Origin of the sequence: Pseudomonas sp. B28(2017), assembly GCF_002113025.1 — a bacterium.
Lineage (GTDB): Bacteria > Pseudomonadota > Gammaproteobacteria > Pseudomonadales > Pseudomonadaceae > Aquipseudomonas.
The window spans coordinates 80,599-105,628 of sequence record NZ_NEJH01000008.1; the positions used below are offsets into that span (position 1 = coordinate 80,599).

Annotated in this window: 21 protein-coding genes and 1 pseudogene; 7 read left to right on the plus strand and 15 right to left on the minus strand. The window is 60.1% G+C overall.

The window, feature by feature from the left end; all coding sequences use genetic code 11:
* Positions 1-92 precede the first annotated feature (92 nt).
* Complete coding sequence (locus CAF65_RS19830) at positions 93-875, plus strand: MetQ/NlpA family ABC transporter substrate-binding protein (protein ID WP_085717808.1); 783 nt, start codon at positions 93-95, stop codon at positions 873-875.
* A gap of 172 nt (positions 876-1,047) precedes the next feature.
* Here the strand turns inward: CAF65_RS19830 and CAF65_RS19835 are convergent.
* Positions 1,048-1,476, minus strand: a pseudogene (locus CAF65_RS19835) (AAA family ATPase); the annotation flags it as partial.
* A 198-nt stretch (positions 1,477-1,674) separates the two neighbouring features.
* Between CAF65_RS19835 and CAF65_RS19840 the strand changes: the two are divergent.
* Genes CAF65_RS19840 through CAF65_RS19850 form a run of 3 tightly spaced genes read left to right on the plus strand, consistent with a single transcriptional unit; the run spans position 1,675 to position 6,886 of the window.
* Entirely contained in the window at positions 1,675-2,778 is a 1,104-nt protein-coding gene (locus CAF65_RS19840) for an efflux RND transporter periplasmic adaptor subunit (protein WP_085717809.1), read from the plus strand.
* Positions 2,775-3,839, plus strand: a complete 1,065-nt coding sequence (locus tag CAF65_RS19845) for an efflux RND transporter periplasmic adaptor subunit (protein ID WP_085717810.1) — start codon at positions 2,775-2,777, stop codon at positions 3,837-3,839. The genes CAF65_RS19840 and CAF65_RS19845 overlap by 4 nt, the downstream gene beginning before the upstream one ends.
* The gene (locus CAF65_RS19850) at positions 3,836-6,886 is read left to right on the plus strand and encodes an efflux RND transporter permease subunit (RefSeq protein ID WP_085717811.1); all 3,051 of its coding nucleotides are present in this window, start codon (positions 3,836-3,838) and stop codon (positions 6,884-6,886) included. Before CAF65_RS19845 ends, CAF65_RS19850 begins: the two co-directional genes overlap by 4 nt.
* 100 nt (positions 6,887-6,986) lie before the next feature.
* Here the strand turns inward: CAF65_RS19850 and CAF65_RS19855 are convergent, their stop codons facing one another.
* The 12 genes from CAF65_RS19855 to CAF65_RS19910 all read right to left on the minus strand — a co-directional run bounded on the left by CAF65_RS19855 (position 6,987) and on the right by CAF65_RS19910 (position 19,109).
* A complete protein-coding gene (locus tag CAF65_RS19855) occupies positions 6,987-7,616 on the minus strand; it encodes a bifunctional 2-polyprenyl-6-hydroxyphenol methylase/3-demethylubiquinol 3-O-methyltransferase UbiG (protein WP_085717914.1) in 630 nt (209 codons plus the stop codon).
* Between the two features lie 94 nt (positions 7,617-7,710).
* Positions 7,711-8,355, minus strand: coding sequence for a methionine ABC transporter permease (locus tag CAF65_RS19860; RefSeq protein WP_085717812.1), 645 nt, complete (start codon positions 8,353-8,355; stop codon positions 7,711-7,713).
* Complete coding sequence (locus tag CAF65_RS19865) at positions 8,345-9,466, minus strand: methionine ABC transporter ATP-binding protein (RefSeq protein WP_085717813.1); 1,122 nt, start codon at positions 9,464-9,466, stop codon at positions 8,345-8,347. Before CAF65_RS19865 ends, CAF65_RS19860 begins: the two co-directional genes overlap by 11 nt.
* 2 nt (positions 9,467-9,468) lie before the next feature.
* Positions 9,469-10,278, minus strand: coding sequence for a MetQ/NlpA family ABC transporter substrate-binding protein (locus tag CAF65_RS19870; RefSeq protein ID WP_085717814.1), 810 nt, complete (start codon positions 10,276-10,278; stop codon positions 9,469-9,471).
* Positions 10,279-10,343: 65 nt separating this feature from the next.
* The gene (locus CAF65_RS19875; protein ID WP_085717815.1) at positions 10,344-11,696 is read right to left on the minus strand and encodes an LLM class flavin-dependent oxidoreductase; all 1,353 of its coding nucleotides are present in this window, start codon (positions 11,694-11,696) and stop codon (positions 10,344-10,346) included.
* Complete coding sequence (locus CAF65_RS19880; protein WP_085717816.1) at positions 11,697-12,890, minus strand: SfnB family sulfur acquisition oxidoreductase; 1,194 nt, start codon at positions 12,888-12,890, stop codon at positions 11,697-11,699.
* Between the two features lie 23 nt (positions 12,891-12,913).
* Positions 12,914-14,146, minus strand: coding sequence for an SfnB family sulfur acquisition oxidoreductase (locus CAF65_RS19885; protein ID WP_085717817.1), 1,233 nt, complete (start codon positions 14,144-14,146; stop codon positions 12,914-12,916).
* 231 nt (positions 14,147-14,377) lie between these two features.
* Positions 14,378-15,142, minus strand: coding sequence for a hypothetical protein (locus CAF65_RS19890; RefSeq protein WP_085717818.1), 765 nt, complete (start codon positions 15,140-15,142; stop codon positions 14,378-14,380).
* A gap of 483 nt (positions 15,143-15,625) precedes the next feature.
* Entirely contained in the window at positions 15,626-16,381 is a 756-nt protein-coding gene (gene tcyN / locus CAF65_RS19895) for an L-cystine ABC transporter ATP-binding protein TcyN (protein ID WP_085717819.1), read from the minus strand.
* Positions 16,382-16,385: 4 nt separating this feature from the next.
* Positions 16,386-17,051, minus strand: a complete 666-nt coding sequence (tcyL, locus tag CAF65_RS19900; protein ID WP_007972897.1) for a cystine ABC transporter permease — start codon at positions 17,049-17,051, stop codon at positions 16,386-16,388.
* Complete coding sequence (gene tcyJ, locus CAF65_RS19905; protein WP_085717820.1) at positions 17,051-17,851, minus strand: cystine ABC transporter substrate-binding protein; 801 nt, start codon at positions 17,849-17,851, stop codon at positions 17,051-17,053. Before tcyJ ends, tcyL begins: the two co-directional genes overlap by 1 nt.
* Positions 17,852-18,110: 259 nt before the next feature.
* Positions 18,111-19,109, minus strand: coding sequence for a D-cysteine desulfhydrase (locus CAF65_RS19910; RefSeq protein ID WP_085717821.1), 999 nt, complete (start codon positions 19,107-19,109; stop codon positions 18,111-18,113).
* A 190-nt stretch (positions 19,110-19,299) separates the two neighbouring features.
* Between CAF65_RS19910 and epsC the strand changes: the two genes are divergently transcribed.
* Positions 19,300-20,226 (plus strand): serine O-acetyltransferase EpsC, encoded by a 927-nt coding sequence (gene epsC, locus CAF65_RS19915; protein ID WP_057399186.1) that lies wholly within the window; start codon positions 19,300-19,302, stop codon positions 20,224-20,226.
* A 354-nt stretch (positions 20,227-20,580) separates the two neighbouring features.
* On the plus strand, positions 20,581-22,542 hold the full coding sequence (gene betT, locus CAF65_RS19920) for a choline transporter BetT (RefSeq protein ID WP_178076725.1): 1,962 nt from the start codon (positions 20,581-20,583) through the stop codon (positions 22,540-22,542).
* 24 nt (positions 22,543-22,566) lie between these two features.
* Here the strand turns inward: betT and CAF65_RS19925 are convergent, their stop codons facing one another.
* Positions 22,567-22,827, minus strand: a complete 261-nt coding sequence (locus CAF65_RS19925; RefSeq protein WP_085717823.1) for a hypothetical protein — start codon at positions 22,825-22,827, stop codon at positions 22,567-22,569.
* 171 nt (positions 22,828-22,998) lie between these two features.
* On the opposite strand from CAF65_RS19925, the gene mgrA reads away from it, so the two are divergent.
* Positions 22,999-24,036 carry an L-glyceraldehyde 3-phosphate reductase gene (gene mgrA, locus CAF65_RS19930; RefSeq protein WP_085717824.1) on the plus strand — a complete coding sequence of 346 codons (1,038 nt, stop codon included), beginning with the start codon at positions 22,999-23,001 and terminating at the stop codon, positions 24,034-24,036.
* Positions 24,037-24,171: 135 nt separating this feature from the next.
* Here mgrA and tauD read toward each other — a convergent pair whose 3' ends face one another.
* Entirely contained in the window at positions 24,172-25,014 is an 843-nt protein-coding gene (gene tauD / locus CAF65_RS19935; RefSeq protein WP_085717825.1) for a taurine dioxygenase, read from the minus strand.
* Positions 25,015-25,030 lie beyond the last annotated feature (16 nt).

Here is a 25,030-nt window from a genome sequence, read left to right on the forward strand (position 1 = left end):
TTGTCCGCTTCACGCCAGCGATAGCACTTCACTGGCACTCTCATTTTCAAGCCGTCGCCACAAGCGACTGCGATTTTCGATAAGGACACTGCATGAAAAAGGTTCTGTTGTTCACCGCACTGGCGGCTGCCCTGACCGCGGGCCTGGCCCAGGCTGGCGAGAAACTGGTGGTTGCGGCAACCCCGATTCCACACGCCGAGATTCTTGAGCTGATCAAGCCAACCCTCGCCAAAGAAGGCGTGGACCTGGAAATCAAAGTCTTCACCGACTACGTTCAGCCGAACGTGCAGGTCGACCAGAAGCGCCTGGACGCCAACTACTTCCAGACCCTGCCGTACCTCAAGAGCTTCAACGAAGGCAAAGGCACTCATCTGGAAACCGTGATCGGTGTGCACGTCGAACCTTTCGGCGGCTACTCGAAGAAAGTCAAAACCCTGGCTGAGCTCAAAGACGGCGCGACCATCGCCATCCCGAACGAAGGCAGCAACAGCGGCCGTGCCCTGATCCTGCTGCAGAAGGCTGGCCTGATCGAGCTCAAAGACCCGAAAAACGCCTTGGCCACGCCGAAAGACATCGCCAGGAACCCGCACAACTTCAAGTTCAAGGAGCTTGAATCGGCCATGCTGCCGCGCGTGCTGGATCAGGTCGACCTGGACATGATCAACACCAACTACGCGCTGGAAGCGGGTCTGAACCCGGCTAAGGACGCTCTGGTGATCGAAGGTGCCGATTCGCCTTACGTGAACTTCCTGGTGGCCCGTCCGGACAACAAGGACAGCGTTGCCATCCAGAAACTGGCCAAGGCCCTGACCAGCCCGGAAGTGAAAGCCTTCATCGAGAAGAAGTACAGCGGCGCGGTACTGCCGGCGTTCTGATTCGCGAAGTAAACCCCTTCAAGGTTTCAAACGCCGACGGCTAGCAATAGCGTCGGCGTTTTTTTTCGTGTGCATATTGCATGTGGGAGCGAGCCTGCTCGCGAAGAGGGAGTACCAGTCGGCACGCAAGGGAAAATAGACTTCTTCCATCTCCCGTCAAATTACGCGCCGTTCAATCCGGCCAATACCATGCGGGTTCATCCAGCATGCGTTGGCCGACAATGACGGTCTGACCAAGATTTTTCTCCAGCACGATGCAGTTGCAGTCGGGGTCCCGCTGCAAGGCCGGAATCAAGCGCCGGGCATGGGGCACCACCCACACCTGGCACTGCGCGGAGGCGCGGATGATCAGGCTCGCCAGCGCCGGCAGCAGGTCCGGATGCAGGCTGGTTTCCGGCTCGTTCAGCACCATCAGCGCCGTGACCAACAGCAGGTAACGCAAGGTTCCGTCCGACAACTCGGCGGCCGACAGCGGCCGCAACAAACCTTCCTGAAAGAATTCGATGGCGAAGCGCCCACCTGGCAGCGGTTCGATGTGCAGCCGTGCGCCGGGAAACGCGTCGCTGATGGCAGCTCGCAACGCCTCGGGATCGCCAGTTTGTTGATCGAGCGGTAATTGGCCACCACGAGAGTTGAGGGGGTTGACCGGGGCTCATTGTCAGTCATGCGCAGGCGTCTATGGCAAGTGTTTCAGGGGCAAGGCAGTGCGAATTTTTTCTTCATAAGACGAACGTGCAAGGTTGAAATCCTGTTCTAAGCTCTCTGTCGAGTTGTCCATAAAAAAGGCCAAGGAGTTTGCATGGCGGTTCCCGGACTGAAAGTAGTAATGGCCTTGAGTGTCGTCACCCTGCTAACGGCGTGCGAGGAGAAAAAACCCGTGCAGGAATACCTGCCACGGGTGTTCGTACAAGTCGTCAAGCCAACGGATTACGCAGCCTCGGTCACCCTCACCGGCGATATCCAGGCGCGGGTACAGACGGAGCTGTCTTTCCGTGTGGGTGGCAAGATCATCCAGCGTTCGGTTGACGTCGGTGATCGCGTGACCGCCAAGCAAGTGCTCGCCCGGCTCGACCCCAAGGATCTGCAGACCAATGTCGACTCTGCCCAGGCGCAAGTGCTCGCCGAGCAGGCGCGGGTGAAGCAGAGTGCGGCGGCGTTCGTGCGCCAGCAAAAACTCCTGCCCAAGGGTTACACCAGCCAGAGCGAATATGACTCGGCCCAGGCTGCCTTGAACAGTAGCCAGAGTGCCTTGAGCGCTGCCCAGGCACAGTTGGCCAATGCCAGGGATCAGTTGAGCTATACAGCGCTGATCGCCGATGCGCCGGGGATCATTACCGCACGCCAGGCGGAGGTCGGCCAGGTGGTGCAGGCGACGATGCCGGTCTTCAGCCTGGCCCGGGACGGCGACCGGGATGCCGTGTTCAACGTCTATGAATCGCTGCTGGCACATAAGCCTAAGGATCAGACCATTGTCCTGAGTCTGGTCGACAACCCCGCCATCAAAACCACTGGCACCGTACGTGAAGTCACCCCGTCGGTGTCGGCGCAATCCGGCACCGTACAGGTCAAGGTCGGCCTCGACAGCCTGCCGGACGGCATGCAATTGGGCTCGGTGGTGAGTGCCACGGCCAGGGGGTCGGGCAAGGCGGCCATCGAGCTGCCGTGGTCGGCGCTGACCAAAAACATCAGTAAACCTGCGGTCTGGATTGTCGACGACAAGGGCAAGGCCCAGTTGCATTCGGTGACAGTCAGCCGCTACCTGACCGGCAAGGTCATCATCAGCGACGGGTTGAAGGAAGGGGACAAAGTCATCGTCGCGGGCGGGCAGCTGTTGCACCCGGACATGGACGTCGAGATTGCTGAAAACACTTACAAGGATCTGACCTGGGGAGCCAAGCCATGAAGCCTTTATGGGCGTTGTCCATCGGGCTGGTGCTGAGCGCCTGTTCCAAAAGCGAACCACCGCCGGCACCGGTACGGCCGGTGCTGTCGATCAAGGTTCAGACCTTGAACGAAGAGGACCTGGGCCGCTTCGCCGGCAGTATCCAGGCACGTTATGAAAGCAATACCGGGTTCCGCGTGGGAGGGCGAATCGCCAGCCGTAACGTCGATGTCGGTACCGAGGTCGAGAAGGGCACGTTGCTGGCCACCCTCGATCCTTCAGATCAGCAGAACCAATTGCGTTCGGCTCAAGGCGATCTGTCGAAAATCCAGGCGCAACTGATCAACGCCAAGGCCACTGCCCAGCGTCAGCAAGCCTTGTTTGACCGCGGGGTTGGCGCGCAAGCGCAACTCGACGCGGCCAACACCGACCTGAAAACCACCCAGGCCTCCCTCGATCAGGCCCGGGCCGCCGTCAACCAGAGCAAGGACCAACTGGGCTACACCGAGTTGCGCGTCGATCATAAAGCCGTGGTCACTGCGTGGAGCGCCGAGGCCGGGCAAGTGGTCTCGGCCGGTCAGCAAGTGGTGACCCTGGCGCAACCGGACATCAAGGAAGCGGTGATCGACCTGCCCGATACTCTGGTCGATCAACTGCCCAAAGATGTGGTGTTCCTGGTCGCGGCGCAACTTGAACCGAGCATCAACACCACGGCCGTCATCCGCGAAATCGAACCACAGGCTCAAAGCGCGACACGCACCCGTCGCGCCCGCCTGACCCTGGCCGAAACGCCAGCCGGCTTTCGCCTGGGCACGGCAATCAGCGTCACCCTGAGTTCGGCGATCAAGCCGCGCATCGAGTTGCCTGTCACCGCGCTGCAGGAGGTGGATGGCAAGCCGCGCATCTGGGTGATCGATGCGCAGAGCAAAACCGTCTCCCCCCGTGACATCACCGTGATCAGCCGCACCGACAACACTGTGGTGCTGGCTGGCGGCGTGAAGAACGGCGAGCGAGTGGTCAGTGCCGGTGTCAACAGCCTCAAGCCGGGGCAACCAGTGAAAATCGACGAGGACAGTCAATGAAAGGGCCTTTCAACCTCTCGGAATGGGCCCTCAAGCACCAATCGTTCATCTGGTATCTGATGTTCGTCGGGTTGCTGATGGGTGTGTTCTCGTACTTCAACCTTGGGCGTGAAGAAGACCCTTCGTTCACCATCAAGACCATGGTGATCCAGAGCAAATGGCCGGGGGCGACCCAGGAGGAAACCCTCGAGCAGATCACTGACCGGATCGAGAAAAAGCTCGAAGAACTCGACTCCCTCGACTACGTGAAAAGTTACACGCGCCCCGGCGAATCCACGGTGTACGTGTACCTGCGCGACACCACCAGTGCCAAGGACATTCCGGAAATCTGGTATCAGGTGCGCAAGAAGATCAACGACATCAAATACCAGTTCCCACAAGGCATACAGGGGCCGTCGTTCAACGACGAGTTCGGTGACGTCTTCGGGTCGATCTACGCCTTTACCGCCGACGGCCTGACCATGCGTCAGTTGCGCGACTACGTGGAACAGGCCCGCATGGAAATTCGCGGTGTGCCGGGGCTGGGCAAGATCGAGATGGTCGGCCAGCAGGACGAAGTGCTGTACCTGAACTTCTCCACGCGCAAACTCGCCGCGCTGGGCATTGATCAGCGTCAGGTGGTGCAGAGCCTGCAAACCCAGAACGCCGTGACCCCGGCAGGTGTCATCGAGGCCGGGCCGGAGCGGATTTCGGTGCGTACTTCGGGGCAGTTCGCTTCGGAGAAAGACCTGGCCGAGGTCAACCTCAAGCTCAACGACCGCTTCTATCGTCTGGCCGACATCGCCGAAATCAGCCGCGGCTATGTCGATCCGGCCTCGCCGGAATTCCGCTTCAACGGCAAGCCGGCCATCGGCCTGGCGATCGCCATGCAGAAGGGTGGCAACGTCCAGGCGTTCGGCAAGGCCTTGCACACTCGTATCGAGCAGTTGACCGCCGACCTGCCGGTCGGTGTCGGCATTTACAACGTCTCTGACCAGGCCGTGGTCGTGGAGGAGGCCGTCGGTGGCTTTACCAGCGCGTTGTTCGAGGCCGTGGTGATCGTGCTGCTGGTCAGCTTCGTCAGCCTTGGCGTGCGCGCCGGGCTGGTGGTGGCGTGCTCGATCCCGCTGGTGCTGGCGATGGTGTTCGTGTTCATGGAGTACAGCGGCATCACCATGCAGCGGATTTCCCTTGGTGCACTGATCATCGCCCTCGGCCTGCTGGTGGACGATGCGATGATCACCGTTGAGATGATGGTGACGCGCCTGGAAATGGGCGAGACCAAGGAGCAGGCGGCGACCTTCGCCTACACCTCCACGGCGTTCCCGATGCTCACCGGTACGCTGGTCACGGTGGCGGGCTTCGTGCCGATCGGCTTGAACGCCAGCTCCGCCGGCGAGTACACCTACACCCTGTTTGCGGTGATTGCCTGTGCCATGCTGGTCTCATGGGTGGTGGCGGTGCTGTTTGCGCCGGTGATCGGCGTGCACATCCTCAGCACCAACGTGAAACCCCATGAAGGCGAACCCGGGCGTATTGGCAAGGCGTTCAACAGCGGGCTGCTGTGGTGCATGCGCAATCGCTGGTGGGCCATCGGCATCACCGTACTGTGCTTTGTACTGGCGGTGTTTGGCATGCGCTATGTGCAGAACCAGTTCTTCCCGTCTTCGGATCGACCGGAAATCCTCGTGGATCTGAACCTGCCGCAAAACGCCTCGATCGACGAAACCCGCCGGGCCGTCGACCGACTCGAGGCCACGCTCAAGGACGATCCGGACATCGTGCGTTGGAGCACTTACGTCGGTCAGGGCGCCATCCGCTTCTACCTGCCACTGGACCAGCAACTGCAAAACCCGTTCTACGCGCAGTTGGTGATCGTCAGCAAAGGCCACACCCGCGAAGCCATGATGCAGAAGCTTCGCGAGCGTTTGCGCAACGACTTCGTCGGCATCGGCAGTTATGTCCAGGCACTGGAAATGGGCCCGCCGGTAGGGCGTCCGATCCAGTACCGGGTCAGCGGCAAAGACATCGATCAGGTGCGCCGACATGCCATCGACCTGGCCACCGAGCTGGACAAGAACCCGCACATTGGCGAGATCATCTACGACTGGAACGAACCGGGCAAAGTCCTGCGCATCGACATCGCCCAGGACAAGGCGCGGCAGTTGGGGCTGTCTTCCGAAGATGTGGCCAACCTGATGAACAGCATCGTCAGCGGCCAGTCGGTGACCCAGGTCGATGACGACATCTATCTGATCAACGTGGTCGGGCGTGCGGTGGATTCCGAGCGCGGAACGCCGGAAACCCTGCAGAACCTGCAAATCGTTACGCCTGGTGGCACGTCGATTCCGTTGCTGGCGTTCGCCACGGTGCGCTACGAACTGGAGCAGCCGCTGGTGTGGCGTCGCGATCGCCTGCCGACCATCACCATCAAGGCGGCGATACGCGACGAGATCCAGCCGACCGACCTGGTGAGAATCCTCAAACCGTCCATCGACGATTTCGCTGCCAGATTGCCGGCGGGCTACAAGGTCGCCACCGGTGGTACGGTGGAGGAAAGTGGCAAGGCCCAGGGGCCGATTGCCAAGGTTGTGCCGCTGATGCTGTTTTTGATGGCGACCTTCCTGATGATCCAGCTGCACAGCGTGCAGAAGCTGTTCCTGGTGGCCAGCGTCGCGCCGCTGGGGCTGATCGGCGTGGTACTTGCGCTGGTGCCTACAGGTACGCCCATGGGCTTCGTGGCGATCCTCGGGATTCTGGCGCTGATCGGTATCATCATCCGTAACTCGGTGATCCTGGTGACCCAGATCGACGAGTACGAGCAGAAGGGCTATACGCCGTGGGATGCAGTGGTGCAGGCCACCGAGCATCGACGTCGACCGATTCTGCTGACTGCGGCGGCGGCGAGCATGGGGATGATCCCGATTGCCCGGGAAGTGTTCTGGGGGCCGATGGCCTATGCAATGATCGGCGGGATCGTCATCGCCACCTTGCTGACGCTGCTGTTTTTGCCGGCGCTGTACGTGGCCTGGTACAAGATTCGCGAGCCGAAGAAAGAGGTGCGGTAAAGGCGAGCGCTATGTGCTCTATTCACGAGCAGGCTCGCTCCCACAGGTTGAACGCGATTAACTGTGGGAGCGAGCCTGCTCGCGAAGGCGGCCGAACTGACTACGCAGATTTACGCCAGACACTCGCCAACCAGGGCTGCTGCTCCCGCGGCAGCCCTGCCGGTCGGTAGTAATGCTCAAGCTCCACAAACCCTGCCTCGATCAACAATTGCTGCCACGCCCGAAGGTCGTGGTACGACCCATAACGCGGCCCGTTCCAGCCTTCCTGATTCTCGCCACGAGGATTGGAACTGAACAACACCCCACCCGGTTTCAACGCTCCCCACAGCTGCTTCAACACCCGTGGTAATTCCTGAAGCGGAACATGAAACAGCGCTGCATTGGCAAAGATCCCGTCGAAGCGCTCAGCCGGCAGATCGAGCTTCAGGAAGTCCTGCTGCCAGACCTCGCAACCGCTGTCCACCCGGGCCATCTGCGCGAGTTTTTCCGAACCGTCGAGGCCGACTGCCTTGTGGCCCATACGGGTGAACGTCTGCAAATCCCGGCCCGGCCCACAGCCAAAATCGAGAATGTCGAACGGCGCCTCGCCCTGAATGTGCCGCAACAGCGCATCGATGTTCTGGCTGACATCGTGATCGCGGGTGCCTTCACGGAAGTCTTCGGCGACCGCGTTGTAATGTCCGAGAGTCGTGGAGGTGATCTGTTCGAGGTCAATGGGCGTCTGTTTCATGTCGGCTGCGCAGGCAATTGGGATTTGCCGAATATACGCCATCAGGTTGAGGGCTGCTTCGCAGCCATTCGCGAGCAAGCCCGCTCTTACAGAGTTAGCGCTTGTTGAGGCCCCGCGCCAACCGATCCCCACCCAACTGAATCACCGCCACCAACGCCACCAGCAGCACAATCACCGTCAGCATGATCTGGCTATCAAACCGTTGATACCCATACCGATACGCAATGTCCCCTAACCCACCCGCGCCAATCGCCCCGGCCATGGCCGACGAGTTGATCATGGTCACCAGGGTAATGGTGAACCCGCCGATAATCCCGGGCAGCGCTTCAGGCAACAGCACATGCCAGACGATGTGCCAGCGTCGGCAGCCCATGGCTTGCGCCGCTTCGATCAAACCGTGGTCAACCTCCCGCAGACTGACCTCGGCAATACGCGCAAAGAAAGGCGTGGCGGCAATGGTCAACGGCACCACGGCGGCCCACACGCCGTAAGTGGTGCCGACGACGAGCCGGGTGAACGGAATCAAAGCGACCATCAAGATCAGGAAAGGAACCGAGCGGAACAAGTTCACGAATGCACCCAAAGCGCGATTCAGCGCCGGGGCTTCGTAGATGCCACCTTTGGAACTGGTGACCAGTATCACTGCCAGCGGAATACCCGCCAACAGTGCGATCAACGACGACACGCCGACCATCAGGAATGTGTCGATAAAGCCCTGCAGCAAGCGATCAAACCACATAACCCAGCACCTCCACCTGTTGCGCCCAATGGCTGGCGCGCTGACGCAATTCTTCGGCAGCGAGGGGTGAGCCCGTCACCGCCAGCAGCAGTTGCCCAAGCGCATGGCCCTGAATCCGTTCCACACCACCTTGCAACAAGCGCACTCGGCCGCCGAGCGCGCTGAACAGTGCTGCCAGATCCGGTTCGTCGCGCTGGCTGCCGGTGAACTGCAAGCGCAGGACCACAGCGGCATCGGGGGATGTCGCTTGCGCCAACAGACGGCTTTGCAGCTCTTGCGGCAATGCGTGTTGCAACGGAGCCAGCAGCGTCTTGCTGACCTCATGCTGTGGATTGCCGAAGACTTCCCACACCGGGCCTTGCTCGACGATGTGGCCGTGTTCGAGCACGACCACCCGATCACAGATCTCGCGGATCACCGCCATCTCGTGGGTGATCAAAACGATGGTCAGGCCCAGGCGCCGGTTGATCTCGCGCAGCAGGCCGAGGATCGATTGCGTGGTCTCCGGGTCGAGTGCCGAGGTGGCTTCGTCACACAACAGGATTTGTGGGTCATGCACCAGCGCCCGGGCAATGCCCACGCGCTGTTTCTGCCCGCCGGACAACTGCGCCGGGTAAGCCTTGTGTTTGGCCTGCAAACCGACCAGTTCCAGCAGTTCACGGACTTTCTGCTCGCGTTGTTCCTTGGGCACGCCAGCGACTTTCAGCGGCAGCTCGACGTTCTGCCAAACGGTCTTGGCCGACATCAGGTTGAAGTGCTGGAAGATCATGCCGATGCGCCGACGCAGCGCCACCAGGCGATCTTCGTCGAACTCGCCGATGTCCACCTGATCGATCAGCACCCGACCGCTGCTCGGTTGTTCCAGGCGGTTGATGGTGCGGATCAGCGACGACTTGCCGGCGCCACTACGGCCGATGATGCCGAACACTTCGCCACGCTGGATCGCCAGATCGATGCCGTGCAGGGCAGCCACCGGCCCTTGCTGTCCGTTGTAGGTTTTGCCCAGGCCGATGAAGCGGACGTGGGCATGGTTCAGTTCGGGATGCAGCTCAGTGCGTTCGGCACGTTGCGGCTCTGGAATCTCCAGTCGCCGTTGGATGGCGGCCGTCATGCTCAGCTTTCCCAACCGGCTTGATAGAGCTTGCCGTGAGCTTTATCCAGCGCGGCGCGCACAGCGGGTGAGTGCTGGTAGATGTCGACGAACTTGATCAGGCGCGGGTCGGTTTTGCTCTTCGGCTGGATCACGAACTGAATCACGTACTCCTTGTGATCGAGGCCGTCGAACAGCAGCGCGGAGCCCGCATCGAAGGTTTTCGACAAGCGAATGTAGGCCGGGTAGCCCTGCACCAGATCGGCATCGTCATAGGCACGTACCAGTTGCACGGCCTCTACCTGGAGGATCTTGATGTGCTTCGGGTTGGCGATGATGTCTTCTTCGGTGGCCTTGTAGCCGACGCCGGGCTTGAGGGTGATCAGCCCGGCCTTGGCCAGCAACTGCAAGCCACGACCACTGTTGATCGGGTCGTTGGCGATGGCCACGCTGGCGCCTTGCGGCAGCTCGTCGAAGCTTTTGTATTTCTTCGAATAGAGGCCGACGTTGTTGATGATCCCCGGCGCGAAAGGCACCAGATCGAAGCCCGAAGCGGCCTTGGCGTTTTCCAGGAACGGGATGTGCTGGAAGTAGTTCACGTCGATATCGCCGGCGGCGAGGCTGACGTTCGGCGCGATCCAGTCGGTGAACTCCACCAGTTCGACTTTCAGGCCTTGTCTGGAGGCCTCTTCGACGGCCGCTTCCAGGGGAATGGCGAAGGCGGCGGTGGTGCCGATTTTCAGCGGCGCGTCGGCGGCGAAAGTCACTGAGCTGAACAAGCCGAAGGCCAGGGCCAGTGCTTTGACTGGGTGAGAGAGGTAGTGCTTTTTCATGATGAGTTATCCAGTCAGTGCATAAGGTTTGAATTGTTTGGTCGGGCCTCTTCGCGAGCAGGCTTCTAGCGGCGAAACGCCGCGCCGTTATGTTGCTCAGGCAAATGCGCTTCCCGCTGAAACAGCTTTTCCCGCAGGCTGCCATTGTCATAAGCAGTCTTGTACGACCCCCGTCGTTGCAACTCGGGGATCACCAGCTCAATGAAATCCTCATAGCTTTCCGGCGTGACGATGCGGGTCAGGTTGAAGCCATCCAGCCCGGTTTCGGCGATCCACGATTCCAGCTCATCGGCCACCTGCTCCGGGGAACCCACTACGGTGATGTAACGACCGCCGAGGGCGTGTTGTTCGAGCAGTTTGCGCCGGGTCCAGTCGTTGTTTTGCAGGTGTTTGGTGGCGGACTGGATCGCGTTGCTCTTCACGTACTGGATCGGTTCGTCGATTTCATACTGAGAAAAATCAATCCCGGTGGACGCCGAAAAATGCGCCACGCCGGCTTCGGCACTGGCGTAACTCAGGTATTCGGCGTGCTTGGCCCAGGCCAGATCTTCGGTGGCGCCGACGATCACATTCAGGCCCATGAACACCTTGATGTCCTCGGGGTTGCGTCCGGCGCCGACGGCGCTGGCGCGCACCTTGTCCACCTGCACCTTGGTCGACGCCTTGGTCTGGCCGCTGATGAACACGCACTCGGCATGGCGCCCGGCGAACAGCAAGCCGCGATCCGAGCTGCCAGCCTGGAACAGCACCGGCGTGCGCTGTGGAGAGGGTTCACAGAGGTGATAACCCTCGACCTGATAGAACTCGCCCTTGTGCTCGACCTTGTGCACTTTCTCGGGCTGCGCGTAGATCCGCTGCTGCCGATCGTTCAGCACCGCGCCGTTTTCCCAACTGCCTTCCCAGAGTTTGTAGAGCACCTCCAGGTACTCGTCGGCCTGGTCGTAGCGACGGTCATGCTCGACTTGTTCGCTCAGGCCCATGGCTTTGGCCGCACTGTCGAGGTAGCCGGTGACGATGTTCCAGCCGACCCGGCCACGGCTCAGGTGATCCAGGGTCGACAGGCGTCGGGCGAACAGATAGGGCGCTTCGTAGGTGAGGTTGGCGGTCAGGCCGAAACCGAGGTTTTTCGTCACTGCGGCCATGGCCGACACCAGCAGCAGCGGGTCGTTGACCGGCAACTGGATCGACTCTTTCAACGGCACGTCCACCGAGTTCTGATAGACGTCGTAGACCCCGACGATGTCGGCGATGAACAGGCCGTCGAACAGCCCGCGCTCCAGCAACTGCGCCAGTTCGGTCCAGTATTCGATCGTGTTGTACTGCGTCGAGTTATCCCGTGGATGGGTCCACAGGCCGTGGTTGATGTGCCCAATGCAGTTCATGTTGAATGCGTTGAGCAGGATCTTCTTTTTAGTCATTTAGATGGTCCCCCGCAGTGGCGGGTTTTCATCGTTGAGGTAGTAATTACCCACGGCGTGGTACTTCCAGCGCACCGGATCGTGCAGGGTGTGCACCCGGGCGTTGCGCCAGTGGCGGTCGAGGCTGTGTTCGATCAAGGTCGCCTGGCTGCCGGCCAGTTCGAACAGCGTGCTGCCGGCGGCCAGGGAGATTTCGGTGCTCAGGGCGCGGGCTTCGGCGACGGCGATCGACGCGGCCGCGACGGTCTCGGCATGCGTGTCGGCCTGGGCCTTGTCGAGGTATTCACCCGCACGCACCAGCAGTGCCTCGGCGGCGTGCAGGCGAATGCTCAGGTGGCCGAAGCTCTTGAGGGTCAGCGGATCGTCCGTGGCTTTTTCGTGGGTAGCGTCGATCCATGGCCGGGTTTTCGTGCGCACGAAGTGCAGCGCATCTTCATACGCAGCACGAGCGATGCCGGTGTCGATGGCGGCATGGAGAATCTGCGCCAGCGGACCGACCGGGGTCGGGCGCTCGAAGGCGCTTTGAAAGGGAATCACATCTTCTGCGGCAACAAAGACATCTTCAAATACCACTGAGCCACTGCCGGTGGTGCGCTGGCCAAAACCGCTCCAGTCGTCGATCACGCTCAGGCCCTTGCTGTTTCGCGGGACGAACGCCAGTTGCTGCACGCCGTTTTCATCCACCACCGAGGTGGGAATGCGCTGGGCGTAAATCGCGCCGGTGGCGTAGAACTTGCGACCATTGATGCGATAACCGCTGCCGTCGCGGGTCAGGCTTGTGACGCGATCGTGTGCGGTTTTGGTGCCGAGTTCGGCCAATGCATTGCCGAAGCGCTGGCCGGCCAATACCTCGGCATAAAGACGTTTTTTCTGCGCGTGGTTGCCGTTCACCCGCAGCACTTCAAGGGCATAGAAATGGTTTTGCGGGATTTGCCCAAGCGAGCCGTCGGCCTGGGCAATCAATGCGATTACCTTGGCCAGGGTGACGTTGGAAACGCCGGCGCCGCCATACTCTTTCGGCACGCTGATGCCCCACAGGCCCGAGCGGGAAAATACTTCCAGCTCCGGGTGTGGCAAGCGGCGCTCGCGGTCGCGCAGGGCGCTGTCGCGTTTGAAGTCTTCGGCCAGGTCGCTGGCAATGATCAGGGCTTGTTCATCGCTGGTGATGACCGCGACGTGCTGAGAATTTGTCATGTTGTTCTCCAGATGTCTGGTCGTCAGATCCAGGAATGCCGATTAGGCAGCGTGCCGTTGAGGCGATAGGCGCCGATGGCGTGATACTTCCAGCGCACCGGATCGTGCAGGGTGTGCACCCGGGCATTGCGCCAGTGGCGGTCGAGGTTGAATTCGGCGAGGGTCGCACGGCTGCCGGCCAGTTCGAACAGCTTTTCACTGGCCAGCAACGAAATCTCGGTGGTCAGCACTTTGGCTTCGGCCACGGCAATCGAGGCGCGGGCGGCGGACTCGGCGGTGAGCGGCGCGGCGCTGACCTGATCAAGTACCTGTCCGGCCTTGCGCAGCAGCGCTTCGGCGGCGTGCAATTCGATTTTCAACTTGCCGATTTCGGCGATCACGTACAGGTCATCGCTGGCCCGCTCGACCTTGGCGTCGATCCATGGCCGGGCGCGGGTTTTCACGAAGTCGATGGCGTCGTCGATGGCGCCCCGGGCGATACCGGCGTCGATGGCCGCTTGAATCAGTTGGGAGACAGCGCCCTGAATGTTCGGCGTGTCGTTGATCTTCCAGTTATCAACAACCAGTTCGGAGTCGACTCGCACGTTGTTGAGCAAAATCGTGCCGCTGGCGGTGGTACGCTGGCCAAAGCCGGACCAGTCGTCGACGATGCGCAATCCAGGTGTGCCACGACGGATGAACGCCAGCACCTGCTTGCCGTCGTCATTCAAAGCCTTGACCGCAATCCAATGGGCGAACAGTGCACCGGTGGAATAAAACTTCTGGCCGTTGAGGACGCCGTCAGCGGTGAGACGTGCCTTCAGTTCCAGGGTGTTTTTGGTGTCGCGTTCCGGCCCGGCATTGCCGATGCGCCAGCCATCAAGGACGCTTTTGAACAGTTGTCTTTTCTGCGTTTCGGTGGCACTGCCGAGGATCAGGTTAAGAATGCCGAACTGGTTTTGCGGGATCTGCCCAAGCGCCGGGTCGGCGGCGGAAATGATCGCGAAGACCTCGGCCAGGGTGACGAACGAAACCTGAGGACCACCGTACTCGCGGGGGATGGAAATGCTGCCCAGGCCGCTGCGGGTGAACTGTTCGATTTCAGACCATGGGAGCTTGCGCTGCTGGTCACGTTTGGCTGCTTGCAGGCGGGCGACTTGCGCCAGCTCGTGGGCTGCTTTGATGGCTTGGGCATCGTTGCGCAAGATTTGTGCGGGCAACAACAGGGGGGCGACGTCCAGGTCACTCTGGACGATTGCATCTGCCAGACTGGACATCAGTGCCGCTCCTTGGCTGCACGCAATGCCCTGGCGATCTGCACTGGGGTGATTGTGTTCCGGACCATACCTACCTCACATCTCATGGAAGCGCCGCTTGTGGCGGCGCATGAAAACAAGAATGTCCGGTGGTCCGGTTTATATACCCTAAACGTGTATAAATATTTTATGAACTAACTTTTAGGAATATGGATAGAAGGATGATCCCGCTGCCGTGAGCGACCCCTGTATTCATTGCTTGCGGGATTCGGCTGCCTTGAGCACTTTTTTCGGGGGGGCTTTCAGATAAGGGTTGGCGCAACCGATCTTCAGCGTGCGGGGCGGTGCCCAGCGGGAGTTGTTGCCCACCCTGTCGAGAATGCAGTAGGTCACTTCCAGTCGTAGATCTTCGCCGGCTTCGAGGATGATGGCCGGCGGTATCCAGACCTGGATCGGCTGGCCCACATCGGCGGGCTCGAGTCGTGGCAGGTCCATGCGCACATCGCCCCAGCGCAGGGTGATTTCGTCGTCGACGGCCATGTTCAGGTACGGCTCGATGGTCAAGGGAACACCGCGTTTGACCTGACTCGTATTGACCCCCTGACGGCGAATTGCTTCGGGAATGATCACCGGTGCCAGGCACTGGTTTTCATCGCCGCACAACACGGAGGGTTGGCCGCCCGGGCAGTCGAGTTTGATCTGCACGTTTTGGCTGGCCGATATCGCCGGGCCATGGCCAACTTGCATGACCCTGTAGTGAATGCACGAAGTACCGTTGGCGACAAAACTTTCAGGCACCCTCAGCTGCACCGGCTGGCCGACATCACTGGCCGTCAGCACGCGGGATGCCACGTAGCAGTTGTCCCAGAACAGTTCGATCAGGTCACCTGCGTCCATGGCGGGGTAGGGCGCCACATCGATCAGCAGGTGCGCCGCGCAAGTGACGTTGATGCCGGTCTTGTTGGATTGCGCCAGGGTAGGGGCCGCAAGCGTGGATTTGTTCGAGGTGCTTTTCATGAAGTCTCCTTGAAATTTTGCAACGAAGTCCGTTTCTGGAATATCAAAAAACAAAAACTCGAAGCAAAAAAGCTATTCATTACTTCGAGTTGAAATAATGAATCAAGCGCGATGAGTGTTGCTGGCAAGAGACTAGATAAGAGCCGGGAAGATCAGGTGTCAATAAGATTTGTTAGTTGTGAGTGGTGGGTGCTGCTATTCAGAAAGTTCCTACGCTTCCAAGTAAGTAAACCATGTCGGTGTGTCGAATTTATCTGCTGAAAGCGGCGAGATGCGGGCGGTTTTGTACAAGTCATTGGCACAGCCCTGCCACGGAAAACCTGACTGGATTAGTACTGTTTAATTGTTGTGATGCACCTATATATGTATCGCGTGCGCGTACAGGATGTGCGTTTCGAATAGATGAGTTTAGTTTGGTATTTATGAGGTGTATTTCGAGGGGTACTTCCATCCATGGAAGTTTACCGTTGTTACGAAGGGATGTTAGTTGTGAGCGTTATTCAGGAACTTGCTCAGGAACTGTTTGGTCCGCTCTTCTTTCGGGTTGGCAAACAACGCCTTCGCTTCGCCTTGCTCGACGATCACGCCCTTGTCGAAAAACACCACCCGGTTGGCAACGTCCCGGGCAAAACCCATTTCGTGGGTGACGATCACCATGGTGCGTTTCTCTTCGGCCAGGCCGCGGATGGTCGCCAACACCTCGCCCACCAACTCCGGGTCGAGGGCCGAGGTCGGCTCATCGAACAGGATCACTTCGGGCTCCATCGCCAGCGCCCGGGCAATCGCCACGCGCTGTTGCTGGCCACCGGAAAGGCGACGCGGGTAAGCGTCCTCCTTGCCCGCCAGGCCGACCTTGGCCAAGAGCTTTTTACCTAGGGTAACGGCGTCGGCGCGCGGGGTCTTTTTCACCACGATCGGGCCTTCGATAACGTTTTCCAGGGCGGTGCGATGGGGGAACAGGTTGAAGTTCTGGAACACGAAACCTACGTGCTGGCGCAAGCGCCGCACCAGGCTCTGCTGCTGGTTCAGGGGACGGCTGGTATCGATCTCGATATCACCGACCTTGATCCGGCCGCTGGTGGGTTCTTCCAGAAAATTCAGGCAACGCAGGAGGGTGGTCTTGCCCGAACCGCTTGGGCCGATGATTGCCACCACCTCGCCTTCCTTGACCTCAAGATCGATGCCATTGAGCACGACTTGACCCTTGAACTGCTTTGTCAGTTTTTCCACGACAATCATCGGGTCAGGACTCCTGGTCGTGCCGATTGACCCGCGCTTCCAGCTGGTTCTGCAGGTGCGACAGCACCGTGGCCAGGACCCAGTAGATCAGTGCGGCGGCAAGATACATGGTGAAGATTTCGAAGGTACGGGCAGTGATCAGTTGCGCCTGGCGGAACAGCTCCGGCACCTGGATGGTCGCGGCCAGCGCCGTGTCCTTGACCAGCGAAATGAAGCTGTTGCCCAGCGGCGGCAATGCGGTGCGCATTGCCTGCGGCAGGATGGCCCGGCGCAGGGTTTGCGCGCGGGTCATGCCGATGCTGGCAGCAGCTTCCCACTGGCCGCGCTCGATGGAGCTGATCGCGGCACGCAGGATTTCACAGGCGTAGGCGGCCATGTTCAGCGAGAAGCCGATCAGCGCCGCCGGCAGTGGATCCAGTTCCAGACCCAATTGCGGCAAGCCGTAATAGATCACGAACAGTTGCACCAGCAACGGCGTGCCGCGAAAGAACGACACATAGATGCGGGCGATCCAGCTCACCAGTTTGAAGCGCGACAGGCGCATCAACGCCAGGCCGAACCCCATCACCAGGCCGAAGAACATCCCGCCCAGGCTCAAGATCACTGTGTAGTACGCGCCCTTGAGCAGAAAGGGCACGGAGTCCAGTGCGAGTTGAAAAGCTTCTTCCATTATTGAGTGACGTCAGCGCTGAAGTATTTTTCCGAAAGCTTTTTCAGCGTACCGTCGGCGCGCAGCTTGTCGATGGCTTTGTTCACTGCTGCCAACAGCTCAGGCTCGCCTTTACGCAGGGCAATGCCGGCTTCCTGACGGGAGAACGCATCACCGGCGGCGGTGGTGTCCTTGGCTTTCTTGGCGTATTCCAGCGCGGCCAGGCGGTCGATCAGAATGGCGTCGATGCGGCCGACACGCAGGTCCTGGAACTTGGTCGGATCATCTTCGTAGGTGCGGATGTCAGCCTTGGGCACATTTTCTTTCACCCACTGCTCGTAGTTGGTGCCCAGGCCTACGCCGACTTTCTTGCCAGACAGGTCAGCGGCGGACTTGATGTTCAGCTCGGCAGCCTTCTTCGTCAGCACCAGCGCCTGAATCCCGGAAACGGTGTACGGCTCGGAGAAGTCATACTTCTTCTTGCGCTCTTCGGAGATGGTTACCTGGTTGATTACCGCGTCCAGGCGCTTGGACTCCAGGGCGGCGAGGATGCCATCCCATTTGGTCGGCTGCAGCTTGACCTTCACGCCCAGCTCTTTGGCCAGGGCTTCGGAGAACTCGACTTCGAAACCGGTGAGTTTGCCGTCGGCGTCGACGAAACTGAACGGTGGATAAGTGCCTTCCAGGCCAACGTTGATCACGCCGGCGTCTTTGATTTTTTGCAGTTGCTCACCGGCAACGGCATGGCCAATCAGGCCGGCGCTCAGTGCCAGGCCCAGCGAGCCCACCAGCAGATTGCGACGTAGTGCGGAAAAATTCATGACAAGCCCCTGTGTTTTCTTATGGAAGACGCTTAAGGAAAGTTGGCAAATTCGGGATTTTGACGACTGCGATATCCTGCCTTAAAGCAGCGTATGCGTCTCTCGCGAAATTCGCCTGCAGCATGACTATATGATGGTGTCGTTAGATTGGAAAATAATTAATATTAAATTTGTTATTGCATAATGGAATATTAATGGAGGCCTGCGGCGAGGGCGCAAGCTCCATCGCCACAGACAATCCCAATCCAAAATAAATGGTTCAGCCTGCCAGATAGTCTTTGTAGGCAAACAGCGCCGGCGCTCCACCGGTGTGCAGGAAGATAATCGGGCCCTCATCGAAACGCTGACGCCCGATCCCGTCCAGCAAGCCCGCCATGGCCTTGCCAGTGTAGACCGGGTCCAGCAGCAAGCCTTCCTGACCCGCCAGCAGCTTCACCGCCGCCAGTGTTCCGGCATTCGGCTCGCCATAACGCGGGGCGAAATACTCATCCCATAGCTCGACCTTGAAAGCCTCTGGCAGGTTCACGCCCAGCAGTTCGGCGGTACGTTCGGCCAGGCCTTGAACCTTGGGCCGTTGATCTTCATCGCTGCGCGAGACCGTCACGCCGATCACGGGCAGATCCGGCAGCACTTCACTCAAGGCCAGTGCCAGGCCGCTATGGGTACCGGCGCTGCCCGAGGCCAGGACCACGGCGGCGAAGGTCAGGCCGGTGTCCTTGATTTGCTCGGCCAGTTCCAGCCCCGCACGCACGTAACCCAGAGCACCCAGCGCATTGGAACCACCGATCGGCACCAGGTACGGCTTCTTGCCGTTGCTGCGCAGCCGACCGGCCAGGGCTTGCAATTGTTCGTCGGCATTGTCGAGGTTTTCCACCAGTTCGACCTTGGCATCGAACAAATCGAGCAGCAGTCGGTTGCCATTGCCGGTGTAATTGCTGTCATCGGTGCCGAGGGGGTTTTCCAGAAGGGCAACGCAGCCCAGGCCCAGCTTGGCGGCAATGGCGGCTGTCTGGCGCACGTGGTTAGATTGCAGCGCGCCGGCGGTGATCAAGGTGTCGGCACCCTGGGCCAGCGCATCGGCGGCCAGGTACTCGAGTTTGCGCAGCTTGTTGCCGCCCATCGCCAGCGGCGTCAGGTCATCGCGCTTGACGTACACGTCGCGACCCAGCCAGGTCGACAGGCGTTCGAGCTTTTCCAGGGCGGTGGGTTGACCGAGCAGGTCGAGGCGGTTAAAGCGGGCGAGCTGTTGTTTGATCATGGGTCCGTACTGGCCGTTGAAGATCTCAGGACTATAGGCACGCCCCAAAGCCTGGGCAACCGCCAATCGCTTATAGCCAATCGAACTGAGTACAGCACTATTGGTTCTTAATTTGCCTTGCGACCCTTGCCGTAAAGTAATTGCCGTCAGTGCGGCCAGACAGTCCGGTCGCCCGTGAGGAGTTTTTACCGTGAGTGAGCGTTCCAGCCATTGGCAATTGCAGACCATCGTCAGCCAGCTGCGCACGGCACGTGAACAGTGGCGTGCACAAAACGGCCGGGCCAGCGGCGAGCAGGGCGGTCGTGAACTGCCTTCCCGGGCGGCCATGGCAGAGATTCTCGAAGCCTTGTGCGGTGCGCTGTTCCCGATGCGCCTGGGGCCGGTTGACCTGCGCGAAGAGAGCGAAGATTTCTACGTCGGTCACACGCTGGATGTGGCGTTGAATGCGCTGTTGGCCCAGGCGCGGCTCGAATTGCGCTACGCCGCGCGCCACAGTGCCCAGGCCGATACCGAAGTCGAAGCCAAAACCATCCAGATCATTCAGGACTTCGCCCTTGCCCTGCCGGGGTTGCGAAGCCTGTTGGACACCGACGTACTGGCGGCCTATCACGGCGACCCGGCGGCGCGCAGTGTCGATGAAGTGCTGTTGTGCTACCCGGGGATCCTGGCGGTGATTCATCATCGCCTGGCCCACCATTTGTACCGTGCCGGGCTGCCGTTGCTGGCGCGGATCAGTGCGGAAATCGCCCACTCGGCCACCGGCATCGACATTCACCCCGGCGCGCAGATCGGCCGCAGTTTCTTCATCGACCACGGTACTGGCGTGGTGATCGGCGAAACCGCGATCATCGGCGAGCGCGTACGGATTTATCAGGCGGTGACCTTGGGTGCCAAGCGCTTCCCGGCCGACGAAGACGGTCAGCTGCAGAAGGGCCAGCCGCGGCATCCGATTGTCGAGGATGACGTGGTGATTTATGCCGGGGCGACGATTCTGGGGCGGATCACCATCGGTCAGGGCTCGACCATCGGCGGCAATGTCTGGCTGACCCGCAGCGTGCCAGCGGGCAGCAACCTGACCCAGGCGAATCTGCAGCATGATGATGGGGCGCAGAAGTAAGGGGCGGGATCTTCGCTGAATGATCCGGCCTTTTCGCGAGCAGGCTCGCTCCCACAGGGTATGTGCGTCGGTCACAAATCCAATGTGGGAGCGAGCCTGCTCGCGAAGCTTTTAGATCCCCCATATTTCCTCCTGGAGCTAGCGTACATCCAGTACCGCCCAGCCCTGCGATTAGTCCTTAGCCCCCTATCCATGTTTAACTTGAACGTTCATTCAAGTTAAACCGGCGGTTCGCTGCCCGCTCACAACAGGAGGCTTGCCTTTGCTGAGTCCGATTTCCACAGCCACGTTTTTACCCATCGAGGTGCACCGTACATGAGTGCATCGTCCATCCCTCCAGGCGGTCTGATCCGCATGAATCCGCCGGTGTTCTGGTTCTCGGCGAGTTTCATTCTGTTGTTTGGTGTCGTTGTCATCGCCATGCCCGAGCAGGCCGGTGCCTGGTTGCTGGCGGCGCAAAATTGGGCGGCCAACACGGTTGGCTGGTATTACCTGCTGGCGATGACCCTGTATCTGGTCTTCGTGGTGGTCACCGCCTTGTCCGGCTACGGCAAGATCAAGCTCGGTGCCGACCACGACGAACCCGAATTCAGTTACCTGTCCTGGGCCGGCATGCTGTTCGCCGCGGGGATCAGCATCACCCTGTTTTTCTTCTGTGTGTCCGAGCCCCTGACCCACATGCTGCAACCGCCGCAAGGCGAGGCTGGTACGGCGGATGCGGCGCGCCAGGCGATGCAGATTCTGTTTCTGCACTGGGGCCTGCATGGCTGGGGCGTGTTCGCCTTTGTCGGCATGGCACTGGCCTACTTTGCCTACCGGCATAACCTCCCTCTGGCCCTGCGTTCGGCGCTGTATCCGCTGATCGGCAAGCGTATCAACGGTCCTGTCGGCTATGCCGTGGATGGCTTCGGCATCATTGCCACGGTGTTCGGCCTCGGTGCCGACATGGGCTTCGGCGTGTTGCACCTCAACTCGGGCCTGGACTACCTGTTCGGCATCGCCCATACCCAATGGATTCAGGTCGGCCTGATCACCTTGATGATGGGGGCGGCGATCATCGTTGCCGTATCCGGCGTCGACAAGGGCATGCGGGTCATGTCCGACATCAACATGCTGCTGGCCTGTGCGCTGTTGCTGTTCGTGTTGTTCGCCGGCCCCACGCAGCACTTGCTCAACACCCTGATCCAGAACCTCGGCGATTACCTCGGCGCATTGCCGATGAAGAGTTTCGACCTGTACGCCTACGACAAACCCAGCGACTGGCTGGGCGGCTGGACCGTGTTCTACTGGGCCTGGTGGATTGCCTGGTCGCCGTTCGTGGGGTTGTTCATCGCGCGCATTTCCCGTGGCCGGACCATCCGCGAATTCGTCTTCGGCGTGCTGCTGATTCCACTCGGCTTCACCCTGGCGTGGATGTCGATTTTCGGTAACAGCGCCATCGATCAAGTGCTCAACCACGGCATGAGCGCGCTCGGCATGTCGGCCATCGACAACCCGTCGATGGCGCTCTACCTGCTGCTGGAAACCTACCCGTGGAGCAAAACCGTCATCGCGGTGACGGTGTTCATCAGCTTCGTGTTCTTCGTCACCTCCGCCGACTCCGGTACCGTGGTGCTATCGACGCTGTCCGCCAAGGGCGGCAATTCTGATGAAGACGGGCCGAAATGGCTGCGAGTGTTCTGGGGCGCAATGACTGCGTTGGTGACAAGTGCATTGCTGTTCTCGGGCAGTATCGATGCATTGAAGTCGGCGGTGGTCCTGACCTCGCTGCCGTTCTCGTTGATCTTGCTGTTGATGATGTGGGGGTTGCACAAGGCGTTTTATCTGGAATCGCAGAAGCGGATTGCCCAGATGCATTCACTGGCACCGGTCTCGGGATCCCGGCGTGGCAAGGGCAGCTGGCGCCAGCGTTTGAGCCAGGCGGTGCATTTCTCTTCGCGGGATGAGGTTTATCGCTTTCTCGATACGACGGTGCGCCCGGCGATTGAAGAAGTGTCTGCCGTGTTCATCGAAAAGGGTTTGCACGTAGCGACACACCCGGGCCCGACCAATGACAGCGTCAGCCTGGAAATCGGCCATGGCGATCAGCATCCGTTCGTTTATCAAGTGCAGATGCGTGGCTACTTCACGCCGTCGTTCGCCCGTGGCGGCATGGGCTCCAAGCAACTCAACAATCGCCGTTACTACCGGGCCGAAGTGCATTTGAGCGAGGGCAGCCAGGACTATGATCTGGTGGGTTACACCAAGGAACAGATCATTAACGACATCCTCGACCAGTACGAGCGGCACATGCAGTTCCTGCATCTGGTGCGTTGATGGTGGGCAGGGCGCCGGGGCTTTTCAGTTCTCGGCGCTCAGCACCATGAACAACACCAGCGCCGCCACCGGAATGCTGAACACCACCGTGCCGATCCCCAGTTCCGTACTCAACGACTGGCCGGCGTTCACCACACCGATTGCACCATTGATCACTGTCAGTGCCAGCCACAGCACCACAAAAGCGTAGGTCAGGGTCTGGCGGCTGAAGCCGATTTTCTCACCGATGAACAGCATCAGGGCGAGCAAGGCCAGGCCAAAGGTGATGATGATCGTGGTGTGCATGGCGGCTTCCCTCCTTGCGATAGCTATCGCTTCTTCGTTGCTTTGGCGACTTTGTTCCTGTCGACCCTGATCACGCAAGCCTATCCCGGGTTTCTGGCGTTCGTGCGAGTGTATGCTGGGCGACTCGTGAAGCAGTCGATACCAGATTCAAGACAGACAAGAGAGGATTCGATGACTTACACCGCTGCCGAAAACCGCTACGACTCCATCCCTTATCGCCGCGTGGGCCGTAGTGGGCTGGTGTTGCCGGCGCTGTCCCTGGGCCTGTGGCACAACTTCGGCGACAGCACGCCGATCGATACCCAGCGTGCGTTACTGCGCAAGGCGTTCGACCTGGGCATCAACCATTTCGACCTGGCCAACAACTACGGCCCGCCGTATGGCAGCGCCGAGATCAACTTCGGCCGTTTACTGCGCGAAGACTTCAAGCAGTACCGGGACGAACTGATCATCTCCAGCAAGGCCGGTTGGGACATGTGGCCGGGGCCTTACGGACAGGGCGGCGGTTCGCGCAAGTACGTACTGGCCAGCCTCGACCAGAGCCTGCAACGCCTGGGCGTGGACTACGTCGATATCTTTTACTCCCACCGTTTCGACCCGGACACGCCGCTGGAAGAAACCGCCAGCGCACTCGCGACAGCGGTACAACAGGGCAAGGCGCTGTACATCGGCATCTCGTCCTATTCCGGGGTGAAAACCCGTGAAATGGCCGCGTTGCTCAAGGAGTGGAAAGTGCCGTTGCTGATCCACCAACCGGCCTACAACCTGCTCAATCGCTGGGTTGAAAAAGACTTGCTGGATACCACTGACGAACTCGGCACGGGCGTGATCGCCTTCACGCCGCTGGCGCAGGGATTGCTGACCGACAAGTACCTCAACGGCGTGCCGACGGATGCGCGGGTCAATCGTCCGGGTGGTGGTTCGTTGCAGGCGTCGCACTTGTCCGAGGCCAACATCGCCCAGGTGCGGGCACTCAACGAAATTGCCCGGCGTCGTGGCCAGAGCCTGGCGCAGCTGGCGCTGGCCTGGACCCTGCGTGATCCACGGGTCACTTCGGCATTGATTGGCGCGAGCCGGCCGGAGCAGATCATCGAGAACGTCGGGGCGTTGAAGAACCTGAGCTTCAGTGCGCAGGAACTGGCGGAGATTGACCGGTTTGCCCAGGAGGGCGGGATCAATCTTTGGGAGAAGCCTTCTACTGCGGAATAAGCATCAGGCGCCAAGTACTTTGGCGCCTGTGAAATTGCTTTCGCGAGCAGGCTCGCTCCCACAGGGAAACGCATTCCAATGTGGGAGCGAGCCTGCTCGCGAAGGGGGCATGAAATTCAGTAAGAAATCAGGGGTTCAGCGAAAAAACGGCACATCCCCCAACACCGTCGCCCGCTGCATCACCCGCCGCGCCGGCCGGTAATCATCCACCGCGTAATGCTGGGTCACGCGGTTATCCCAGAACGCAATGTCATCCTGCTGCCAGCGCCAGCGAATGGTGAATTCAGGCCGCGTGGCGTGGGCAAACAGAAACTTCAGAATCGCCTCGCTTTCGGTTTCCGACAGTTCGTTGATCTTCGAGGTGAAGCCTTCATTGACGAACAGCGAGCGGCGTCCGCTGACCGGGTGCGTGCGGATCACCGGGTGTGACAGCGGTGGATTCTTGCGCCGTGCTTCTTCCCATTGGGCCAGTGCCTCGGGCGTGTTGCCATAGCGCTCCAGCGGGAATGAGCGGGTGAAGTCGTGGGTGGCGGTCAGACCTTCGAGCAAGGTTTTCATCGGCGCCGACAGGGCTTCATACGCCGCAATCCCGCTGGCCCACAACGTGTCGCCGCCAAACTCCGGCAACAGTTTGGCGCTGAGCACCGCGCCCAGGGCCGGGGTCGGCAGGAAGGTCACGTCGGTGTGCCAGATCGCGTTATCGCGAACATCAGTGACGGCTGTGTCGAGGATCAATACTTCCGGTTGTTCCGGCACATTAGGGTAGATCGGGTGAATGTGCAGGTCGCCAAAATTCGCGGCGAATCGCGCCTGTTGCTGTGGCGTGATCGGCTGGGCGCGGAAGAACAGCACCTGATGCTTGAGCAGTGCCTGCTCGATGGTATCGCGCTGTTCAACGTTTAGCGGCTGACTGATGTCGATGCCGCTGATTTGCGCACCGAGGGCAGAACTCAAAGGGACGATGGTCAGTTGGCTCATGGTGGTTCTCTTAAAT

Bases quoted from the DNA above. Each gene is read 5' to 3' on its own strand.
- CAF65_RS19830 (WP_085717808.1), top strand. From the start codon at position 93: ATGAAAAAGGTTCTGTTGTTCACCGCACTGGCGGCTGCCCTGACCGCG.
- CAF65_RS19840 (WP_085717809.1), top strand. From the start codon at position 1,675: ATGGCGGTTCCCGGACTGAAAGTAGTAATGGCCTTGAGTGTCGTCACC.
- CAF65_RS19845 (WP_085717810.1), top strand. From the start codon at position 2,775: ATGAAGCCTTTATGGGCGTTGTCCATCGGGCTGGTGCTGAGCGCCTGT.
- CAF65_RS19850 (WP_085717811.1), top strand. From the start codon at position 3,836: ATGAAAGGGCCTTTCAACCTCTCGGAATGGGCCCTCAAGCACCAATCG.
- CAF65_RS19855 (WP_085717914.1), bottom strand. From the start codon at position 7,616: ATGAAACAGACGCCCATTGACCTCGAACAGATCACCTCCACGACTCTC.
- CAF65_RS19860 (WP_085717812.1), bottom strand. From the start codon at position 8,355: ATGTGGTTTGATCGCTTGCTGCAGGGCTTTATCGACACATTCCTGATG.
- CAF65_RS19865 (WP_085717813.1), bottom strand. From the start codon at position 9,466: ATGACGGCCGCCATCCAACGGCGACTGGAGATTCCAGAGCCGCAACGT.
- CAF65_RS19870 (WP_085717814.1), bottom strand. From the start codon at position 10,278: ATGAAAAAGCACTACCTCTCTCACCCAGTCAAAGCACTGGCCCTGGCC.
- CAF65_RS19875 (WP_085717815.1), bottom strand. From the start codon at position 11,696: ATGACTAAAAAGAAGATCCTGCTCAACGCATTCAACATGAACTGCATT.
- CAF65_RS19880 (WP_085717816.1), bottom strand. From the start codon at position 12,890: ATGACAAATTCTCAGCACGTCGCGGTCATCACCAGCGATGAACAAGCC.
- CAF65_RS19885 (WP_085717817.1), bottom strand. From the start codon at position 14,146: ATGTCCAGTCTGGCAGATGCAATCGTCCAGAGTGACCTGGACGTCGCC.
- CAF65_RS19890 (WP_085717818.1), bottom strand. From the start codon at position 15,142: ATGAAAAGCACCTCGAACAAATCCACGCTTGCGGCCCCTACCCTGGCG.
- tcyN (WP_085717819.1), bottom strand. From the start codon at position 16,381: ATGATTGTCGTGGAAAAACTGACAAAGCAGTTCAAGGGTCAAGTCGTG.
- tcyL (WP_007972897.1), bottom strand. From the start codon at position 17,051: ATGGAAGAAGCTTTTCAACTCGCACTGGACTCCGTGCCCTTTCTGCTC.
- tcyJ (WP_085717820.1), bottom strand. From the start codon at position 17,851: ATGAATTTTTCCGCACTACGTCGCAATCTGCTGGTGGGCTCGCTGGGC.
- CAF65_RS19910 (WP_085717821.1), bottom strand. From the start codon at position 19,109: ATGATCAAACAACAGCTCGCCCGCTTTAACCGCCTCGACCTGCTCGGT.
- betT (WP_178076725.1), top strand. From the start codon at position 20,581: ATGAATCCGCCGGTGTTCTGGTTCTCGGCGAGTTTCATTCTGTTGTTT.
- CAF65_RS19925 (WP_085717823.1), bottom strand. From the start codon at position 22,827: ATGCACACCACGATCATCATCACCTTTGGCCTGGCCTTGCTCGCCCTG.
- mgrA (WP_085717824.1), top strand. From the start codon at position 22,999: ATGACTTACACCGCTGCCGAAAACCGCTACGACTCCATCCCTTATCGC.
- tauD (WP_085717825.1), bottom strand. From the start codon at position 25,014: ATGAGCCAACTGACCATCGTCCCTTTGAGTTCTGCCCTCGGTGCGCAA.